The 18,545-nt window shown below is 71.4% G+C and carries 15 protein-coding genes; 5 read left to right on the top strand and 10 right to left on the bottom strand.

Features of this window, described 5'->3' with window-relative positions; translation table 11 throughout:
- Nucleotides 1-14: 14 nt before the first annotated feature.
- The 5 genes from ABZO29_RS32055 to ABZO29_RS32035 all read right to left on the bottom strand — a co-directional run bounded on the left by ABZO29_RS32055 (nucleotide 15) and on the right by ABZO29_RS32035 (nucleotide 5,368).
- Nucleotides 15-752: a bifunctional DNA primase/polymerase gene (locus ABZO29_RS32055; RefSeq protein ID WP_367323657.1), complete on the bottom strand. Its 738-nt coding sequence runs from the start codon at nucleotides 750-752 to the stop codon at nucleotides 15-17.
- Between the two features lie 420 nt (nucleotides 753-1,172).
- Nucleotides 1,173-1,781: a TetR/AcrR family transcriptional regulator gene (locus tag ABZO29_RS32050; RefSeq protein WP_367323656.1), complete on the bottom strand. Its 609-nt coding sequence runs from the start codon at nucleotides 1,779-1,781 to the stop codon at nucleotides 1,173-1,175.
- A 38-nt stretch (nucleotides 1,782-1,819) separates the two neighbouring features.
- Entirely contained in the window at nucleotides 1,820-2,794 is a 975-nt protein-coding gene (locus ABZO29_RS32045) for a small ribosomal subunit Rsm22 family protein (RefSeq protein WP_367323655.1), read from the bottom strand.
- Nucleotides 2,795-2,945: 151 nt separating this feature from the next.
- A complete protein-coding gene (locus tag ABZO29_RS32040) occupies nucleotides 2,946-4,121 on the bottom strand; it encodes a serine hydrolase domain-containing protein (RefSeq protein WP_367323654.1) in 1,176 nt (391 codons plus the stop codon).
- Nucleotides 4,073-5,368, bottom strand: coding sequence for a multidrug effflux MFS transporter (locus ABZO29_RS32035; protein ID WP_367323653.1), 1,296 nt, complete (start codon nucleotides 5,366-5,368; stop codon nucleotides 4,073-4,075). Before ABZO29_RS32035 ends, ABZO29_RS32040 begins: the two co-directional genes overlap by 49 nt.
- A gap of 83 nt (nucleotides 5,369-5,451) precedes the next feature.
- On the opposite strand from ABZO29_RS32035, the gene ABZO29_RS32030 reads away from it, so the two are divergent.
- Nucleotides 5,452-6,501, top strand: coding sequence for a Gfo/Idh/MocA family protein (locus ABZO29_RS32030; protein WP_367323652.1), 1,050 nt, complete (start codon nucleotides 5,452-5,454; stop codon nucleotides 6,499-6,501).
- Here ABZO29_RS32030 and ABZO29_RS32025 read toward each other — a convergent pair.
- Nucleotides 6,488-8,164, bottom strand: a complete 1,677-nt coding sequence (locus tag ABZO29_RS32025) for an alkaline phosphatase (RefSeq protein WP_367323651.1) — start codon at nucleotides 8,162-8,164, stop codon at nucleotides 6,488-6,490. The two genes, ABZO29_RS32030 and ABZO29_RS32025, sit on opposite strands and share 14 nt — an antisense overlap.
- A 144-nt stretch (nucleotides 8,165-8,308) precedes the next feature.
- Between ABZO29_RS32025 and ABZO29_RS32020 the strand changes: the two genes are divergently transcribed.
- Nucleotides 8,309-9,079: an SDR family oxidoreductase gene (locus ABZO29_RS32020; RefSeq protein ID WP_367323650.1), complete on the top strand. Its 771-nt coding sequence runs from the start codon at nucleotides 8,309-8,311 to the stop codon at nucleotides 9,077-9,079.
- Nucleotides 9,080-9,465: 386 nt separating this feature from the next.
- On the opposite strand, the gene ABZO29_RS32015 is transcribed toward ABZO29_RS32020, so the two are convergent.
- Nucleotides 9,466-10,452 (bottom strand): aldo/keto reductase, encoded by a 987-nt coding sequence (locus tag ABZO29_RS32015; RefSeq protein WP_367323649.1) that lies wholly within the window; start codon nucleotides 10,450-10,452, stop codon nucleotides 9,466-9,468.
- Nucleotides 10,453-10,505: 53 nt separating this feature from the next.
- A complete protein-coding gene (locus tag ABZO29_RS32010) occupies nucleotides 10,506-10,832 on the bottom strand; it encodes a nuclear transport factor 2 family protein (protein ID WP_367323648.1) in 327 nt (108 codons plus the stop codon).
- 174 nt (nucleotides 10,833-11,006) lie between these two features.
- Between ABZO29_RS32010 and ABZO29_RS32005 the strand changes: the two genes are divergently transcribed.
- From ABZO29_RS32005 to ABZO29_RS31995, 3 genes are read left to right on the top strand one after another with little or no spacing between them, the layout of a single operon-like run.
- Nucleotides 11,007-11,579: a DoxX family membrane protein gene (locus ABZO29_RS32005; protein ID WP_367323647.1), complete on the top strand. Its 573-nt coding sequence runs from the start codon at nucleotides 11,007-11,009 to the stop codon at nucleotides 11,577-11,579.
- On the top strand, nucleotides 11,576-11,944 hold the full coding sequence (locus ABZO29_RS32000) for a MazG-like family protein (RefSeq protein WP_367323646.1): 369 nt from the start codon (nucleotides 11,576-11,578) through the stop codon (nucleotides 11,942-11,944). The genes ABZO29_RS32005 and ABZO29_RS32000 overlap by 4 nt, the downstream gene beginning before the upstream one ends.
- A 42-nt stretch (nucleotides 11,945-11,986) precedes the next feature.
- Nucleotides 11,987-12,331, top strand: coding sequence for an amidohydrolase family protein (locus ABZO29_RS31995; RefSeq protein ID WP_367323645.1), 345 nt, complete (start codon nucleotides 11,987-11,989; stop codon nucleotides 12,329-12,331).
- Between the two features lie 98 nt (nucleotides 12,332-12,429).
- On the opposite strand, the gene ABZO29_RS31990 is transcribed toward ABZO29_RS31995, so the two are convergent.
- Together ABZO29_RS31990 and ABZO29_RS31985 are read right to left on the bottom strand one after the other, a co-directional pair.
- Nucleotides 12,430-12,627 carry a hypothetical protein gene (locus ABZO29_RS31990; protein WP_367323644.1) on the bottom strand — a complete coding sequence of 66 codons (198 nt, stop codon included), beginning with the start codon at nucleotides 12,625-12,627 and terminating at the stop codon, nucleotides 12,430-12,432.
- 52 nt (nucleotides 12,628-12,679) lie between these two features.
- On the bottom strand, nucleotides 12,680-18,382 hold the full coding sequence (locus tag ABZO29_RS31985) for a hypothetical protein (RefSeq protein ID WP_367323643.1): 5,703 nt from the start codon (nucleotides 18,380-18,382) through the stop codon (nucleotides 12,680-12,682).
- Nucleotides 18,383-18,545: the final 163 nt, after the last annotated feature.

Here is an 18,545-nt window from a genome sequence, read left to right as displayed (position 1 = left end):
GTGGGAGAAGGTCTTCAGCGGCGGAGCGGCCAGGCCGAGCCCGCGTGGTGGTGCTCGTCACCGGCGTGGCGGGCGCAGGAGTCCGTGAGGGTTTCGAGGAGGCTCAGCGGGTCGGGCAGCTGATGCTCGGGGCCGCGCACCCAGTGCACGCTCCGGTCGTCGTCGCCGGGCAGCCGGGCCGGGGGTACGAGGACGTACGACCCCCGGCAGTGCCAGCGCATCCCCGGGTGCTCGTCCATCGTCTCGGGGTGGCAGTCCAGCTCGCACGGCCACCACTCGTCCTCGTCCTCGGGGGTGCCCCGGGTGAGCGTGAAGAACAGCATGCGGCCGTCGTCGCTCTCGGCGACCGGTCCCACCTCGACGCCGGAGCCGAGCAGCCGCTCCAGCGCCTCGCGCCCCGCCTCGATCGGTACGTCGAGCACGTCGTGCGTCATGCCGGTCGCGGTGATGAAGTTGGCCTGCGGCTGGTGGCGGGCCCACCGCTCGATCTGCGCGCGGTCCGTCGTGGACTGCGTCTGCCACGCGAACGACACCGGGTGCCGGGCGGGGGTCGGACAGCCGACTCGGTCGCAGGAACATCGGTAGCCCGGGGCAGGGTGAGCGGCGGGCGCGAGAGGCAGTCCCGCTCCGGCGGCGGCGAGCAGCAGGGCCTCACGACCGCCGTCGTCGGCGGCTTCCTTCGGACGGCGTCCTCGCAGCCACTGGGAGAGTTTGCCCTGCCGGCCGGTCCGACCGCCGAACGTCGCGCTCATCTATCCCCTCGCCTCGCTGTCGTGCGGAACAGCATGCCCTATGGTCCCACCTTCACGGGCTGCAGGGGACCGCGGCAGACATCCGGGGCGGGTGAGACAAGCCATACCGGGGGCCTGGATCGGGGGGCATGAGGTGTGTTACGGGGATTTCCCACCCGCGGCTGCGCCCCGAACCCCGCGAACCGCGCCCGTCTTCGAGCGGGGTTGGCTGAGAGGTCAGCCAACCACCCGACTCGGTCGGTCGAGAAGCGGGACGAGAAGCCCTCGACGTCCACCGCTCATCCGACCGAGTCGGGTGGGTGTGGTGGGCAAGGACGGGGGTCTGGGGGCGGAGCCCCTGGCGGGGTCGAAGGGGCAGCGCCCCTGGGGATGGGACGGGTAGGGGCGGCGGGGGCGAGACACCCTTTCGTCCGCCCACCCTCAGCGTGGGGCCAGACCGTGCAGCGCGTAATCCACCAACGTGTCCGTGTACTCGTACGAGATCGGCCCCGTCCGCTGCAGCCACCGCTGCGCCAGCGGCGAGACGAACAGTTCCAGGGCGACGCGCACGTCGATCTCCGGTCGGACCTCCCCGGTGGCCTGCGCCGCCCGCAGCCTGTCGACGTACAGCTGCAACGACGGTTCGAGGAGCTTCGCCACGAAGACCCGGCCGAGCTCTTCGTTGACCAACCCCTCGGCGGCCAGGGCCCGGGACGGCGCCTCGAAGCGGGGGTCGAGGAGTTCGTCGACCGTGGCCCGCAGCACCGCCTTGAGGTCGGCCGCCAGATCCCCGGTGTCCGGGACGGCGTGCCGCTGCTCCCCGTCAGCGAGGTCGAGGAATGCCTCAAGCAGCACGTCCGCCTTCGACGACCACCACCGGTAGATCGTCTGCTTGCCCACGCCGGCCCGAGCCGCGATCCCCTCGATCGTGGTCTTCGCGTAGCCGACCTCCCCGACGAGCGCGAGGGCGGCGTCGTGGATCGCGCGACGTGACTTCTCGTTGCGGCGGGTGGAGTCGGGGGTCGGCTTACCAGGCTGCTTCGTGACCATGATTCGACCGTATCAAGCGAGTGAGACGGGACGTCTCGTCACCACTCGTCCCCCCAGTCCGCGTCCCGCGCCGCCTTGTACAGGTCCCCGTGCCGCTTCGTGACCGTCGTCCGGCGCAGCTGTTCGTCGGCCTCGCAGAGGTCCAGCAGCACCTGGCCCTTGCGGATCTGAGGACGCCGTACGACACGGGAGGCCGCGGGCGTGACGGGGAAACGGGCCGCGGCGACGTACGAGAACTTCTCGTCCTCGTAGGCGAGGGAACCGCCTTTGACCTGCCGGTGCAGGGAGGAACGGCTGACCCGGGCCGAGAAGTGGCACCAGTCCGTGCCGGGGACGATCGGGCAGCCGGCGCTGTGCGGGCAGGGCGCGGCGACGTGGAAGCCGGCGGCGATCAGGCGGTCGCGGGCCTCGATGACGCGGGTGTAGCCGTCGGGAGTGCCGGCCTCGACGATCACGACGGCCTGCGCGGCGGACGCGGCGGCGTCGACGAGGGAGGCTCGGTCGGCCTCGGACAACTCGTTGAGGACGTAGGAGACGGTGAGCAGGTCCGTGCTCTCGAGGGACAGCGCCGCCCCGATGCGGGCGCGCTGCCAGCGGGTGTCCCGTAGGGCGGGGTTGGCCGCGGCGAGTTCCCTGCCGAGGGCGAGCGCGGGCTCGGCCCAGTCGAGGACGGTGACGGGACGAGTGCCGGGCCAGGTGGCGCTGACCGCCCAGGTTGCCGCGCCGGTGCCGCCGCCGAGGTCGATGTGGCTGTCGGGTGTCCAGTCGGGCACGGCGTCGGCGAACGCCGTCAGCGCCGACCGCACCGCCTCGAAGGTCGCGGGCATCCGGTACGCGGCGTACGCTGCCACGTCCGCGCGGTCGCGCAGGATGGGGGCGTCGGTCGGGGTGGCCCCGCGGTAGTTGGCGATCAGCCGCTCGACCGCCTGCGTGGCCTGCCTGGACGGGAGTCCGTCGAGCAGCGCGGCGAGGGCGGTGCGGAGGGCGTCCGCCGGGAGTACGGGGTCGTTCACCCGGCGATTCTAAGTTGGCCGGTGTTCGGTGCGGGCCCCGCTGGGGGCTCCGCCCCCAGACCCCCGGCCTGTGCCCACCCACCACCCGACTCGGTCGATCAAGAAGCGACCCCACCACGTCATGGCTCGGTAGGCCAAGAAGCGCCCCCCACTACCTCCCCCGAACCGCTCGAGCCACCCGCACCCCCGCCGCCGCCCGGGGCCGGCTGTCCGCCCCCCGTCTCCGTGGGTGCACCGTGTTCGCCAGCAGGACCAGGAACGTGTCCGTCGCCGGATCCAGTACCAGTGACGTGCCCGTGAAGCCGGTATGGCCCGCCGCTCCCCGCCCGGCCAGCCTCCCCATGAACCACGCCTGGTCCATCGCGAAACCCAGCCCCGGTGGCGTCAGCAGGAGTTCCACGAAGTCCGGGCCGAGGATGCGGGCAGGGCCGTACGAACCGCCCGCCAGCAGTGCACGGCAGAAGACCGCCAGATCTCTCCCCGTCGAGAACAGGCCCGCGTGACCGGCCACCCCGCCCAGCGCCCACGCGTTCTCGTCGTGGACCTCGCCGCGCAGCATCCCGCGGTCCGCCTTGGCCCAGGGCCGGCGCTGGTCCTCCGTGGCCGCCGCGCCGGGGCAGGGACCGAAGTCGGTCGCGGTCATGCCGAGCGGGCGGGTGATGCCGTCGTGGATCAGGACGTCCAGCGTGCGTCCGGTGAGGCGTTCCAGGAGGTGCTGGAGGAGCAGCATGTTCAGGTCCGAGTAGAGGTACTCGCCCGGCTCCCCCGCCGGGGCCTCCGCCCGCAGCAGCGCCAGCCGTTCCGCGTCGTCCGCGCAGTTGTACAACGGGAGTTCGGGGCGCAGTCCGGAGGTGTGGGTGAGCAGCTGCCGTACGGTGATGCCGTGCGCGGCGGCCGCGCGGAAGTCCGGCAGGTAGGCGCCCACGCGCGCATCGATGCCGAGCCTGCCCCGCTCGATCTGCTGGACCGCGGCGACCGAGGTGAACAGCTTGGTGAGGGAGGCCAGGTCGAAGGGGGTGTCGACGGTCATCGGCACGCGTTCGGCGGCCGGCAGCTCCACACCCTTGTCCGTCGCCGGGTCGTACGCCGCGTAGCGCACCGCCCAGCCCGCCGCCTCCTCCACCGCGATCACCGGGCCGCGCCCGGCGACCACCACGACTCCCGCGGCCCAGGGGTGCTCCCCGGTCGTGAGATCGCGGACCTCGCGGACGAGGTGACGGAGTTCCTCGGGGTCGAGTCCGGCTCGTTCCGGTGTGTCGCGGCGCAGTCTCGGTGCGCTCAGTTCCCTGCTCCCTCCGCGCCCGCACGTGTGTTCCAGGGACGGCACATTCCCACGAAGCAGGCTGCCGCAACCAGTGCGGCCGCCAGTTGGACGACGGCCATCGGGACGGCGGTGCGCTCCCCGGCGATCCCGACGAGCGGCGAGGCGATCGCGCCGATGAGGAACGAGGACGTGCCGAGCAGGGCGGACGCGGAGCCGGCCGAGTGCCGTACGCGCATGAGGGCGAGGGACTGGGCGTTGGGGAGGGTGATGCCCATCGCGGACATCAGGACGAAGAGGGCGGCGGCCACGGGTGTCAGCCCCGCCTCGCCGAACACCCCGGCCGCCATCAGCAGCAGGGCGGTGGCGGCCACGGCGATGATCGCGAGGCCGATCGCCATGACCTTGTCCAGGCGGACCCGGCCCACGAGCACCTTGCCGTTGATCTGGCCGACCACGACCAGCCCGACCGAGTTCAGGCCGAACAGCAGGCTGAAGGTCTGCGGGGAGGCGCCGTAGATTTCCTGGACCACGTAGGGGGACGCCGAGATGTAGGCGAACAGCGCGGCGAAGGCGAAGCCGCCCGCGAGCATGTACCCGGTGAAGGGCAGGTCGGCGAGCAGGCGGCGCATGGCGCCGAGGGCCTCGCCGATCCCGCCGGAGTGACGGTCTGCGGGCGGCAGCGTCTCCGGGAGCCGCGCCCAGACGACTCCGGCCAGCAGCGCCCCCACCACCGTCAGCACCACGAACACGCCCCGCCAGTCCGTCACCCGCAGGATCTGCCCGCCGATGAGCGGTGCGACGATCGGGGCGACCCCGCCGATCAGCATGAGGGTGGAGAAGAAGCGGGCCATGGCCACGCCGTCGTAGAGATCGCGCACGACGGCCCGCGCGATCACGATTCCGGCCGCGCCCGCGAGGCCCTGCGCGAGCCGGAAGGCGACGAGGGTCTCGACGGTCGGCGCGAGGGCGCACAGGACCGTCGCGAGGACGTAGACCGCAAGGCCGATCAGCAGCGGGCGGCGGCGGCCCCACTTGTCGCTCATCGGGCCGACCACCAGCTGCCCTAGCGCCATGCCGGCGAGACAGGCGGTGAGGGTGAGCTGGACGGTCGCGGCGGGGGCGTGCAGGGAGCGGGTGACCTCCGGCAGGGACGGGAGGTACATGTCCATCGCCAGCGGGGGTGTGGCGGTCAGCCCGCCGAGGACGATGGTGACGAGCAGCCCGGTGCGGCGTGCAGCGGGCGCAGGCGGCCCCGCCTCCAATGCGACCGCCTGCGACACGTTCGGTATCGGCGCCCCGCCCTCGCGCATGTGCCCCTCCCTCTCCGACTCCTCCGCCACCTATGCTCTCAGCTCGAACGGAGTGCCCGGGGTCACACGAGTGAGGGTGGGGTATGGCGGCGGACGGTGTGCGGTGGGGGATCCTGGCGACCGGCGGGATAGCGTCCGCGTTCACGGCGGATCTGGTGGACCTTCCGGACGCCGAGGTCTTGGCGGTGGCCTCGCGGACGGAGGCGTCGGCGCGGGCGTTCGCGGAGCGGTTCGGGATACCGAGGGCGTACGGCGACTGGGACGCGCTCGCGAAGGACGCGGACGTGGATGTGGTGTACGTCGCCACCCCGCACGCGTCGCACCGAACGGCGGCCGGTCTGTGTCTGGAGGCCGGCCGGAACGTGCTGTGCGAGAAGGCGTTCACGCTCAACGTGCGCGAGGCGGAGGAACTGGTCGCGCTGGCGCGGGAACGCGGGAGCTTCCTGATGGAGGCGATGTGGATGTACTGCAATCCACTGATCCTGAAGCTCGCCGAGCTCGTCCGGGACGGTGCGATCGGCGAAGTGCGCACCGTGCAGGCCGACTTCGGGCTCGCCGGGCACCTCTTGCCGGAGGCGAGGAATGGAATGCTGCCGTCGTCGCACCGGCTGCGTGACCCGGACCAGGGCGGCGGCGCGCTGCTCGATCTGGGCGTCTACCCGGTGTCGTTCGCCCATCTGCTGCTCGGCGAGCCCTGCGACGTCACCGCCCGGGCGACGCTCTCCGCCGAGGGCGTCGACCTCCAGACGGGCGCCCTGCTGACCTGGGAGAGCGGCGCGCTCGCGGCGGTGCACTGCTCCCTCGTCGGCGGTACGTCCGTCTCCGCGTCGGTGACCGGTTCGCAGGGCCGCATCGACATCCCGAACGGCTTCTTCTATCCGGACCGTTTTGTGCTGCACCGGGACGGCCGTGACCCCGAGGAGTTCGCGGCCGACCCGGCCGACGGGCCGCGGGGCAGTCTCAAGCACGAGGCCCGTGAGGTCATGCGGGCCCTGCGGGCCGGCGAGACGGAGTCGCCGCTCGTGCCGCTGGAGGGCACGCTCGCGGTGATGCGGACGCTCGACGCGATACGGGACCGCATCGGCGTCCGCTACCCCGGAGAGGCCGGCGAGCCGAGCCTCATGCCGGCTTGAGTCCCTGCTCCCCCACCTCGGAGATGAAGGACGCGGCCGTGGCGGCCGGGGCGCCCGGCCTCGTCACGTACGGAACCGTCCTGAAGTCGGCACGGGCCTGCTCCCGGCCCAGCGCGACGGTCACATAGCCGCGCCGCCCGTTGTAGAACTTCAGGTGCGGGTTGGCGGTCATGTACGTGTTCCAGTTCGCGGGCTTGTCGGAGCCGTCCCGGCCGCTCGCGATCGACGTGGCCACGATCTCCGTGCCGAGGGTGCGGGAGGCGGGGTCGTCGAAGTCGTCCTTGATGTCGAAGGCGTACCCGACGTGCACGTCACCGGTGAGGACCATCAGGTTGTCGACGCCGGCCGCCTTCGCGCCGTCCAGGACGCGGCGGCGGGAGGCGCGGTAGCCGTCCCAGGCGTCCATGGACACCTTGGCGACCGGGTTCAGGTCCAGCTTGCGCTGCGAGAAGGTGACTTGCTGCGGTACGACGTTCCACAGCGCCCGCGAGGCGTGCCAGCCGTCGATCAGCCACCGCTCCTGCGTCTCGCCGGTCATCGTGCGGGCGGGGTCGTCGACGTCCGGGCCGGGCAGCTGGGCGCCGTCGCCGTACGCCTGGTTGGAGCGGTACTGCCGGGTGTCCAGGACGTCGAACTGGGCGAGGCGGCCCCAGTGCAGGCGCCGGTAGAGCCGCATGTCGGGGCCCTCGGGGAGCTGCGGGCGGCGCAGCGGCTGGTTCTCCCAGTAGGCGCGGTAGGCGGAGGCGCGGCGCAGCAGGAACTCCTCCGGCGGCACGTTGTTCTCGGGGATGTCGTCGGCGTAGTTGTTCTCGGTCTCGTGGTCGTCCCAGGTGACGACGAAGGGGTGGGCGGCGTGGGCGGCCATCAGGTCGGGGTCGGACTTGTAGAGGGCGTAGCTCAGACGGTAGTCCTCGAGGGTGAGCGTCTCGTGGTTGAACAGGTCGGGGAGCGTGCGGTCGGTGTAGTTGCGGTTGTTGCCGACGGAGTTGATCGCGTACTCGTAGAGGTAGTCGCCGAGATGGAAGACCATGTCGACGTCGTCCTGGGCGAGATGGGCGTACGGCGTGTAGTAGCCGTCGGCGTACGCCTGGCAGGAGACGGCGGCGAGCTTCAGGCCGGACACGGGTGCGTGGGTGACGGGGGCGGTGCGGGTGCGGCCGGTCGGGCTGACCCAGCTGCCCACGCGGAAGCGGTAGTAGAAGACGCGGTCCGGGTCGAGGTGGGTGACCTCGACGTGGACCGTGTGGTGGAACTCGGGGTGCGCGGTGGCGGTGCCGCGTCTCACCGTGCGGCGGAAGTTCTCGTCGTGGGCCAGTTCCCAGTGGACGGTGACGCGTTCGGCGGGCAGGCCGCCGTCGGGCTGGTAGGGGGTGGGCGCGAGGCGCGTCCACAGGAGGACGGAGCCGGGATGGGGGTCCCCCCGCTCGAGCGAAGCCGAGAGTGGGGGAGGGTCGCCGGAGGCGACGCCGAGGGTGAAGGGGTCGTCGGTGATCTGCGCGGGGTCGAGTTCGGCGGCGGCCGCCGTGCCCGCGGCCGGCAGGTTCACGGCGAAGGCGAGCGCGGCGGCCGCGCCGGTGACGGTGAGGAAGCGGCGGCGGCCCATGTGGCGGGCGGCGGCGCGGAGTTCGGGGGCATGCTGGGACGGGCGTGCTGCGGGTGTCATCCGGTCCTCCCCTGAAGATGGGTTCAGGAGGCATTGGAGTGACCGGGGACGACCCTGGGACGACGTCAGATTGGCGCGTACACAACAGCCGCATGGCGGACTGATGAGTTCCGCATGGCGGATGCTCCCGTACGCTGCGGGCCCATGAATGCCATGCGGAGTGCCCAGCAGTCGAGGATCGCGGTGGTGACCGGCGCCGGCTCCGGCATCGGCCGTGCGGTGGCCGTGGAGCTGCTGCGCGCGGGCTGGTCGGTGGCCCTGGCGGGCCGGCGCACCGGGACCCTCGAGGAGACGGCGGCGTCGGCGCCCGAGGGCGCGTCCCTCGCCGTACGCACGGACGTGTCACGGCCGGAGGACGTGGCCGCGCTGTTCGCCGCCACCGTGGACCGGTTCGGGCGGGTCGACCTGCTGTTCAACAACGCGGGGACGTTCGGGCCGGGCGGGGTGCCCGTCGAGGAGCTGCCCTACGAAGCCTGGCGGCACGTGGTGGACACCAACCTCAACGGGGCGTTCCTGTGCGCGCAGGCGGCGTACCGGCAGATGAAGGAGCAGGACCCCCATGGCGGCCGGATCATCAACAACGGGTCCATCTCGGCGCACACGCCCCGGCCGCACTCCGTCGCCTACACGGCGACCAAGCACGCGCTGACCGGCCTGACCAAGTCGCTGTCGCTGGACGGCCGGCCCTACCGCATCGCCGTCGGGCAGATCGACATCGGCAACGCGGCGACCGACATGACGGCACGCATGCAGACGGGCGCGCTGCAGGCCAACGGGGAGACGGCACCCGAACCGGTGATGGACGTCGCCGATGTGGCGCGCACGGTGCGGCACATGGCGGAGTTGCCGCTGGAGGCGAACGTGCAGTTCGCGACGGTGCTGGCGACGACGATGCCGTACGTGGGGCGCGGCTGACGCCGGTTCGCGGTCGTCAACTTCTCAACCTGCACAAGCGGAATTTCCGAGTCCGCACCATTGCGGCCGGTAGGGGGCATATGCTCGACTCTCCTCCACAAGAGCTTCACACTTGAGGCGCAGAAGTTCCGCAAAGCCATACCGAGGGGGGAGGGCAGTCGTTCCACGGCACCGGGTTGGGGGTGGATCTCGCGTGGGACCGCGAGGTACGCACCGGACCGTGGAGCGGCTGCCACCAGATCGGCCCGGCCGTCGATGCGTCCCGTGGGCCGCATCGACCAGCGTGCCCACGCCTGCTCGTACACCGCGTCGGAGCCGCGGCCCTGCCTACGCGCCTGCGCGAGCGGCGTACGGCCGCCGTCGGCGAGTCCCGCCCGCAGGGCCACTCACCGCCCCAGTATCCGATCCACCTCGGCCACCTGCTCAGCGGTGAGCGGCCCTTGCGCGATCGCGGCCGCGTTCTGCTCCGCCTGCGCGACCGAGCGGAAGCCGGGGATGGGCACCGTGCGTGGGCTGCGGGCCCAGATCCAGGCCAGGGCGCCCTGCGCGGGCGTACGGCCGCCGCTGGTGAGTACCTCGCGGAGGGCGTCCACCCGGGCGAGCCAGTCCGGGGCGGCGCCGGATCCGTCCTCGAATCCCTTCAGCCAGGCCGGCGGACGACTGCGGATGTCCCCTGCCTCCAACGGCTCCTGCGCCCTGCGCTTCCCGGACAGCAACCCCATGGCGAGCGGGCTGCGGTTGATGCTCGCGAGCCCCGACTCCTCACACAGCGCGATCATTTCGGGTGCGTCCTGAAGCACGTTCAGGGCGTGCTGTACGGCCGTACAGTGCGCGCCTTCGGCGAACACGGCGGCGCGGGCGGGGTCGTCGGTGCTCCACGCGTAGGCGCGGACGAGCCCTTCGCGTACGAAGTCCTCGCAGAGGTCGCGGAGTTCGGCCGCGCGCGCGGGGTCGGCGTCGGAGAGGTGCAGCTGGTAGAGGTCGACGTAGTCAGTGTCGAGGCGGCGCAGGGACGCCGTGAGGGCGCGGCGGGCGTACGCCGGTGTGGCGTCGCTGCCGGTGAGGGTGCGGGTCTCCTCGTCGAAGAGGTTGCCCCACTTGGTCGCGACGACGACGTCGGCCCGCCGCTTGCCCAGCGCGCGCCCGAGGACACGCTCACTGTGGCCCGTGCCGTAGACGTCGGCCGTGTCGAAGAACGTCACGCCGAGGTCGAGGGCGCGCCGGATCGCCCGTACGGACTCGTCGTCGTCGACCTTGCCCCAGCCCAGGGGCTGTCCGTCGGGCGTCTGCCACTCACCGCCGATGGCCCAGCAGCCGAAGCCGAGGGCGCTCACCTCGATGCCGGTGCGTCCCAGTGTCCTGTTGGTCTCCATGCCGGGGAACGCTAGAGGTTGGAGCGCACACGAAGGCAAGCCCTTTCGGGAGTTCAGGCCTGCCCTGTCTCGAACCGCGAGATCCGGCCGTCGTCCTCGACGACGAAGTTCCAGCGCGTACGCATCTCGCCCCAGGTGTCGTTGCGGTAGTGGGCGAGGAGGGAGCGTCCGCCCTTCGACTCGTTGTCGACCTCCATGTGGCCGTTGGAGGAGAAGATCTCCCGGTCGATCCAGTCGGAAAGGTCGCGTTCGGCGCCGTCGTCCGACATGGTCGCGTCGGGCGTGAGCAGCTCCAGGAAGCCGTCGCGGTCATGGGCGTTGACGGCGGTGACGAAGGCGCGGACGGCCGGGTCGCTGAGTCTGGCTGTCTGAATCGTCATGCCGGTCAGACTTGCACCGCTCCCCGGGGCCCGCCACCCGAACGGCCGCCCGGGCGGGCCCGGCGGGTGTGGGGAGTGCGACGGTGGAAACGCGTGAGGGACCTGATGAGGCCTGAAAGGGCCTGAACAGGCCTGAGGGGAACCTGTTTCCTGCTGTCTGTCCGGGGAGTCATCGTGACCTTTTACGACCGACGTGATCTGGGCCTGCTGTTGCTCCGACTGGGTACCGGCGGAGTCCTGGCCGCGCACGGCGCGCAGAAACTGCTCGGCTGGTTCGGCGGGGGCGGGATCGAGGGGACCGGCAGGTACATGGAGTCCGTCGGCTACCGGCCGGGCGAGGCGAGCGCCACGGCGGCCGGCCTGGCCGAAACGGGCGGCGGCACGCTGCTGGCGCTGGGCCTTGCGACCCCCGCGGCCGGTGCGGCGGCGGCCGGCGCGATGGCCGGCGCGGCCGCGGTCCACATGCCGAACGGCTTCTTCGCGAAGGAGGGCGGCTACGAGTACGCCGCGACCCTCGGCCTGGCCGCGGCCGGCCTCGCCGTCGCCGGACCCGGCCGCCTCTCCCTCGACCACGCGTTCGGCCACGTCTTCGACCGCGGCTGGATGGTCCCGGCCGCACTGGGCGCGACGGCGGCGGCGACGGCGCTGGTCGTGGGCGCGCGCAACAAGCGGGTGCGGAAGGCGCTGGAGGGCGAGCAGGAGGCGCTCTTCGAGGAGTACCGCCACCATGGCAAGCTGCGTGCATGAGCGATCAGGACGCCCCGGCGCAGGCACCCGCGTCCCCGGACCTGTGGGCCTCCATCGACGATCTGTGGACCTGGCTGGACGGGAACCGCCCGCAGGGTGACCGGGAGGGCATGCTCCTGCGCATGCTCAAACTGTCGGAGGAGGTCGGCAAGGTCGCCCAGGCGGTGATCGGCGCGACCGGCCGGAACCCCCGCAAGGGCACCACCCACACCTGGGAGGACGTCCAGTCCGAACTGTGCGACGTGATCATCACCGCCCTGGTCGCCCTGCGCACCCTGACCCCGGACACACGCGAGGTGTTCACACGGCATCTGGCACGGGTGACGGAGCGCTCACTCGGCGCCGGTCGCACCGCCGGACAGTGAAGGGGCGGCGCAGCCACACCGCCCCCGTCACCGCGTCAGCTCTTGCCGGCGGCGGCATCGACCTCAACAGCGTCGGATACGCCGTCGTCCTGCTCTTCGTCGTCACCTGGGCCGCGGCCATCGCGATCTGGCGGTACGGCCGTATCGAGGAGAAGTGGGCGCCCGCACCGGCGGATGTGCGTGGACCTCGCCGACGCCCTGCGCGCGCGTACACCATCAACCCGGCCCGCCAGGACTTCGCCGAGTTGGAAGGGCTCGATCGAACCGGGCAAGGTCGCGGACCTGTGCGTCCTGGACCGGCCGTTGCTGGACCTGGACCCACACGCGATCACGGACGCCGAGGTGGAGATGACGGTGTTCGACGGACGGGTCGTCCATGAGCGCTGAGGTTTCGGCACTCCACAACACGGACGTTCGCCCCCTGAGCGCCGGCCAGGGGGCGAACTCTTTCTGCACTTGTCTCTTGTCGATGGTGCCGACGCGTCTCAGCGGCCGATCGACTCCTGCCCCCGCCCCGTGCTGGAGACGGCCGTCAGATACACGACGCCGCTGCTGACGTAGTTCGCCGCCTCCGCCACGGTGGCGTGCCCCGTGAGAACCAGCACCGCACCGATACCCATCGCGCCGAGAAAGGCGCCGAATCGAGCCACCGAGTCCATGGACTTCTCGCCCGGAAGCTTCATGTCTCCCACTCCTTCGTCGAACTGCTCCGCCGATCGGTGCAGCAGTTCGACGCTATGAGCCGGAGATTCCCGTGCTGTTCCCGCGCGTTCCTCTCTCGTTCCTCTTTGGACGACCGCCGGTCATCTGCCCGTTCTTATCGCTCTTCGCGGGTCTGAGCAGGGTCAGCAGCTCCGTGGCGTGTTGCCTCACCTCGTCGTGGACGGACGAGAGTACGCGACGGGCATCCTCGGGATAGTCAGGTACGGCCGAGTCCAACAGCTTCCTTGCGGATACCTGATCGTCCGCGCCGGCGAGTTCCCAGAAGCGCCGGAACTGGATGCGGTCCATCTTGCGGGAAATGAGGGAACCGACCCGTGCCTCGGCCAGGTTGTAGATCACGCCGGAGAGCAGGTTCTTCTCATGGCTGGAGAGACCGTCTGTAAAACCGAGGTCGGTCCAGCCGATGTCCGAGCCGTGGGATCTCGGTGGAAATGACGCTGCCGCGGTCACGCGCTTCGATTCGAGCCACGGCAGCCGGGACGTCACCAGGCCTACGACGGTGTCCGTGTCGAGCGCGGTCCCGTACCACAAGTCCCGTTTGCCGTAGAACAAGCGGTGCTCACCCAGCAGAGCGCTCTCGCTCTGCCATCGCTCCAGTCCCGTGGCGGACGTGGGGTAGCGCGAACCGACGACGAGCAACTCATCGAGCAGGCCGAGCAGAGGCCGGGCCAGGGCATCCCGTCGGTGCACGCGGAGAGCCAGCAGCTCGGCGGCGTTCGCCGTGCTCATCCCGCTGCCCGCACTCCTGCTCGCCCGGACGGCGAAGCGACCCGCCAGCAGGGCCGTTTCGAAGTGTTCACCGGTCAGGGCCGCGTGTGTGTCGGCCGGTTCCACACGCCACACCGGAGGCGGCGGCTGTTGCAGGCGTTCGGACACGGCCTGGCGGAAGACGTCGATGTCCCGGCACTCCGCCGTGAGCCGGACCGCCAACGACGGATCGCTGTCGTCCAACCGGGCCATGAGACAGAGGCTGAGCCGTCGGACGCTGAAGCTCAGCCGGTCCTTCGCCCCCGCGGCGAGCCGGTCCGCGAGGTGCACGGAGCGGCTGCACGCGGCGAAGGTCTCGGGCCCGCGATCCGCCGCGGCATCCAGCAGGCCCAGTACCGCCCGGCGCCCTCTCCAGTCGTCCGACGAGGTATCCAGCAGCTGCGCCGCGTGCCGGACGAGGGCCTCCGTCCGGCGGGCCGAGGCACCGAGTGCGGCGCCGATGGCGGGGATGAGGGAATGAACCGTCGCCCCGCTTCGGGTCGCCATCGCCTCGGACGGCCCTGACAGCGCCCACACCAGAGCCTGCACCAGACCGGTGTCGCCGCGTGTCCGTGCGGCGAGGCCGGCGAGTGTCGCGTCCGGTGCCGCCCCCTCGACCAGGTCGAGCAGGAAGAGGGCGCCGGTCAGCCGCTGGGCGGCCTGCGGGTTCGTTTGGTCGGCCTCGACGAGAGCGGTCTGCGCGAGGTCCCGAAGGGCTGCCACGGCCGACCAGTTCCCTTCGTGGCGGTGCAGATGGGCAGCGCACTCACGGACGGCGACGGCTGTCAACTCCGGTCCGTGCGCCTTCTCGAGCGACTCGATCACGAAGGGGACCCGATCGAGCACGGCGGCCTCGGCGGCCAGCAACGCCATCACACTCTCCCGGGCGGCGCCCCGCACCGCGCCCAACGCGCTCCGCAGCAGGGCCGGGTCCAGCCCCAGCGGAGACCCTGTCGCGCTGTCGAACCACACACAACTGGTCAGCAGCAGGCTCACTTCGTCGTCCGTCAGGTCCCCGGCTCTCAGCAGCCCTTCGGCGGCCGCCTCCGAAGACAGCCGGGGCACGTCCATGCCCACCCGTTCGCGGCCGACGGACAGCATCCACTCCAACGAGGCGTTGAAGACACGCTGGACGAAGGCCGCGTGAGCGCCGGCCGACACCAGGTCTCCTGCCTCGGCCAGTCTCTTCTCATGCAGGGTGGCCCGACCCAGGGTCTCCGCCGGAACACCGGTTGCGTCGCGCCGCAGGTGGAGCCCCGAAAGGGCCTTCCGCCGCAGCCGTTCCCCGTTGCACAGCAACGCGTCCGCCACCACGTCATAGCGGCGTGGGGTCAGCCGGCGATCGGGCAGGGCCGCCAACACGATGTCGGCGAGGACGGCGAGTTCGTCCTCGCCGTCGACAGCGATCTCCTCCAGCCGGTCGGTGAGGGCGTCCGAGGGGTCGGGCGGCAGCACGAGCCACCTCAGCAGGAACAGCGCGGACTGCCGCTCCCGCTCGGTGCGAGAGCGCAGGAGGGACCGCATCACATGGATCGCGTCGAGGGTCAGTTCTATGAACCGGCCCTCCTCGGCCATGCGGCGCAGCAGGGCGAGTGCTTCGGCGGTGGTCTCGGAGGAGCCGCCGGCGCGTAGTCGTTGCCAGGCGAGTGCGGTCATCAGGTACGCGCGGCTCTGCGGTACGGCCTGCCGGAGCAAGGCCCGAGCGGCCGTGTCGGGCAGAGCGGCGAACCAGGCGTCGCGTTCGCCCGGATCGGGGAAGAACGCGACCAGATCGACCAGGAGCCGGGCCGCCGACAGCAGGTCGACCCGCTCGCTCCGGAACTCCTCGCTCACCCAGTCCTTCGCCCGCTGCGGCGCCAGATCGTAGGCGACGGCGGCCAACGCCGCGAAGTCGGCGCCCTGGGCCGACCGGCACTCCTCGAGGAGCGCGTCCACCAGTCGGTCGACGGCATCCGTCGGAGCCTGCGGTGCCTGTCCGCGAACACCGTCCAGGAACCAGCGCAACACCGGTTGCACGGCCGGGTCGACCCGACGCGCCATCCTCCTGAGCAGTGCGGTCACCTGCGGAGCGCACGGGGACAACAGGTCCGTCGCGTCGGCGTACTCGTCAAGCAGCGTCTCGATCGGCAGGAACCGCGCGTCCACGAAATGGCCGACGGCGCGCAGCCGCACTGTGATGTCCGCCCTGATCGCAACCGCCCTCGGCGACCGGTCCCAGCGCCGGCACGCTGCGTCCACCCCTTCAAGAAGGGCCACGGGTTCCGGAAGCGTCTGCGACGACACCTCCAGCAGGGAACAGACGTCCGTGGCGAAAGCCGCGGTCACCGGATCGTGCAGCGCGCCGACCAGTCGTGGAAGGAGCAGGCGGGGCCACGCTTCGTGGAGCGAGCGCAGCAGTTCCCGTATGCGTCCGGTGAGTTGCGGGTAGCCACGTGCCTGCGCCTCCATGCCGGCGGCGAGCAGTTCGTCGACGACCCGCCGTGTCGGCGCCGGGAGGCTGCACGGCATTTCGATGAGGCAGTAGGCGGTGAACAACAGGTCACGGTGGACGATGTCCTCGTGTGCGGAACCCGCGTCCAGCACCCCGGCCAGCACACCGTCGATCTCGTCGGGACGGTTCTGGCACACCAGCGCCATCGACATGGCGGACACGTCGAACCAGCGGTGGTCGTGCAGCCGCCGCTCAAGGTGGGACCGGAACTCGCTCAGGGAGCGGGTCAGTTCGCAGGCCGCGAGGAACTCCTGGAACGTGAGGTGCAGGAAGCGGAACCGGCCCTCGGACACCTCCACGAGCAGCCCGGACGCCTCTCGGGCGGCGAGGAATTCGTCCACATGGGTGGAGAGGTCCCCGGTGCCGTCCACCACCCGGGGCAGGGACTCGGTCAGCCAGTAGCGCACCTCCTCGAGCGTCGCAACGCCGTTGGACCGGTTCTCGTGCAGCCACAGCGCGAGGGGGCCCAGGGCCCTGATGACGTCCTGCAGGCTCCAGGCGAGCTGCCGGCGTTCGACCAGTGCGCGGCAGGCCTGCTCGTAGACCCCGGTACGGTGAGCGGGCAGCTGGCCTCCCTTGAGCAGGGTCGCCAGCACCGTCAGCAACAGCGGGTTCGACGCGATCCGCGCGACACCGGGGCGGGCGCGGATGGAATCGTTCAGCTTCGCGGCGTCCTTGGCCGCCAGCCGCCGGATCTCCTCGTCCGGCGCGTGGGTGGTCAGGGCGCGGAAGCGTTGCACCGCGAGGCACCAGTTCCCGCAGAACCGCTCGATCATTTTCGGGGTGAGCGGCTGGACCCGGACCAGCGTGTAGCGGCTGTCGAGCGCTGTCTCGCGGTATCCGTTGACGCGGCTCGTGACCACGATCTGGTTGCCACCGGAGTCGGCGGGCGCCGACTGGTGGACCCGCCACCACTCCCCGGTACCGGAGTCCGCCCACGGGTGGAGGGCTCCCGGGTTCTGCGGATCGACGATGTGATCGGCCACGAACGTCTCGATGTCGCGCCGCACCCTGAGCCGCAGGTCGCGGTCTGTTATCTCGTCCAGGCCGTCCAGCAGGACGATCGCGCGGCCGGCGTTCAGCCTGGCCCGGATCAGGGCGGCTCGCTCCTCCTCCGACGAGCCGCCGAGCGGTTCGTCGAGCACATGGTGCAGCCCCAGAAAGTCCAGCAGCCGGATCGCCTTGCCGGGGGCCTGGTCAGCCTCCCGCCTCAGGAATTCGGCGTAGTCCGCGACCCGCGCGAGGACGGGCAGCCGGGCGGGGCCGAGGTCGACCTCGGGGACGTCGAGCCCCAGTTGATGGCCCGGGATGAGGACCCGCTCCTGGTCGGCGGCGAGTGCCTTGGCATGGTTGAGGGCCAGCCACTGCAGGAGTGTGGACTTGCCCGCGCCCGGGTCGCCGAGCACGACCGCCCATCGCTTCTCACGGATCAGTTCCACCAACTCGACGGGGGCAGCAGCGGGGCGCAGGGCCGCGGTGTCGGTGAGACCGGGTTCCGCCGCGTCCCCCGGCGTAGGTACCTCGTCGGACATGCCCGTCGCGCCCAGCGCGAGGACCGCACGGCCGTCCGGGCCGGCGAGGTCCGGCGCGCGGTGGTGGTCCGACTCGAGGTCGGACGGTGACTCGTCCGCTCCCTCTCCCCACCCCTGCGGGGCCGGATCCGGTGCGTCCAGGGTGAGGGCGATGTACACGTCGTCGAGCGGAACGATCACGTCCTGCATGGGCCGGCTTCGCTGGATGTGGCGCGGGTCGACCATCGCGCAGCGGCGCGCGTACTCCGCCACGTACTGCTCCTCGGCCGCACCGTACGGCGCCGCTCCGGCCGGCGGGACCCGGCGCGCCTGCACCGGGAAGGGCGTCGGCGCGCCCGCCGCCTCGCGTAACCGCGGCAGCCGCCCGTCCTCCGGCGCCGCCTCCACCAGCAGGTCAAGGAGCTCGACCGCCCTCCCCCGCGCGTCGTCGCCCGGCTGCCGGAGCACCGCGTCGCACAGGTCCGCGACGAGATCGCGGTAGGAGGTCTCGTACTTCTCGAACACGGAGGGGCACTGCACGTACGAGTGCCGGTCCGCGAGCGGGACGTACGGCGTCCACAGCCGAAGTGCTTCCTCCCACGCCTCGACGGCGGCCGCCGGGTCGGTCACCACGAGCTCGCGGCCCCTGCGGTACTCCGCGACGAAGCGGTGTGCGTCGACGGCGTCGAAGTCGAGATCCTCGAGTCGGTAGGAGCCCCCGCCGCGGGCGGAGCGCACGCTGCATCCGGCTGCCCGCAGCGCGGAGACCTTCTTCGCCACCAGCGGCGGGCTCGCCTCGGTGCTGTCAGCCCAGGCCCAGCGCTTGCTGTCTTCCTGGGTGAGTCCGCGGCTGCGCTGCAGCAGCATGCCCACCAGCAGTGCCTTCGACATGGGCTGGAGTTCGTCGAAGCCGGTCTCCCCCACCCGCAGACCCGTGAGCATGACGGCCTGGACGTTCACCGACACGTCGGACAACCTGCACCTCGCCTCACTGCCGACCGCGTACATGCCATTGTGCTGGTGACTGTGATGTTCCGTCACGACATCGGCCGAGTTGCGTACCGCAAGCGAAATCTCCCCGTCCCGTGCGACGGACCCCCCGCCCTCCCCCGTAGAGCAGATGACAACG

The sequence above is a fragment of the Streptomyces sp. HUAS ZL42 genome, from assembly GCF_040782645.1.
Taxonomy (GTDB): Bacteria; Actinomycetota; Actinomycetes; order Streptomycetales; family Streptomycetaceae; genus Streptomyces.
The sequence above is the reverse complement of the archived record's forward strand: the minus strand, read 5'-3'. Positions and strand labels throughout refer to the sequence as shown.

Excerpts from the sequence above, each read along its gene's own strand:
- ABZO29_RS32035 (WP_367323653.1), bottom strand. The coding sequence starts at position 5,368 with ATGCGCGAGGGCGGGGCGCCGATACCGAACGTGTCGCAGGCGGTCGCA.
- ABZO29_RS32015 (WP_367323649.1), bottom strand. The coding sequence starts at position 10,452 with ATGGAGACCAACAGGACACTGGGACGCACCGGCATCGAGGTGAGCGCC.
- ABZO29_RS32030 (WP_367323652.1), top strand. The coding sequence starts at position 5,452 with ATGGCGGCGGACGGTGTGCGGTGGGGGATCCTGGCGACCGGCGGGATA.
- ABZO29_RS31990 (WP_367323644.1), bottom strand. The coding sequence starts at position 12,627 with ATGAAGCTTCCGGGCGAGAAGTCCATGGACTCGGTGGCTCGATTCGGC.
- ABZO29_RS32055 (WP_367323657.1), bottom strand. The coding sequence starts at position 752 with ATGAGCGCGACGTTCGGCGGTCGGACCGGCCGGCAGGGCAAACTCTCC.
- ABZO29_RS32020 (WP_367323650.1), top strand. The coding sequence starts at position 8,309 with ATGAATGCCATGCGGAGTGCCCAGCAGTCGAGGATCGCGGTGGTGACC.
- ABZO29_RS32050 (WP_367323656.1), bottom strand. The coding sequence starts at position 1,781 with ATGGTCACGAAGCAGCCTGGTAAGCCGACCCCCGACTCCACCCGCCGC.
- ABZO29_RS32025 (WP_367323651.1), bottom strand. The coding sequence starts at position 8,164 with ATGACACCCGCAGCACGCCCGTCCCAGCATGCCCCCGAACTCCGCGCC.
- ABZO29_RS32010 (WP_367323648.1), bottom strand. The coding sequence starts at position 10,832 with ATGACGATTCAGACAGCCAGACTCAGCGACCCGGCCGTCCGCGCCTTC.
- ABZO29_RS32000 (WP_367323646.1), top strand. The coding sequence starts at position 11,576 with ATGAGCGATCAGGACGCCCCGGCGCAGGCACCCGCGTCCCCGGACCTG.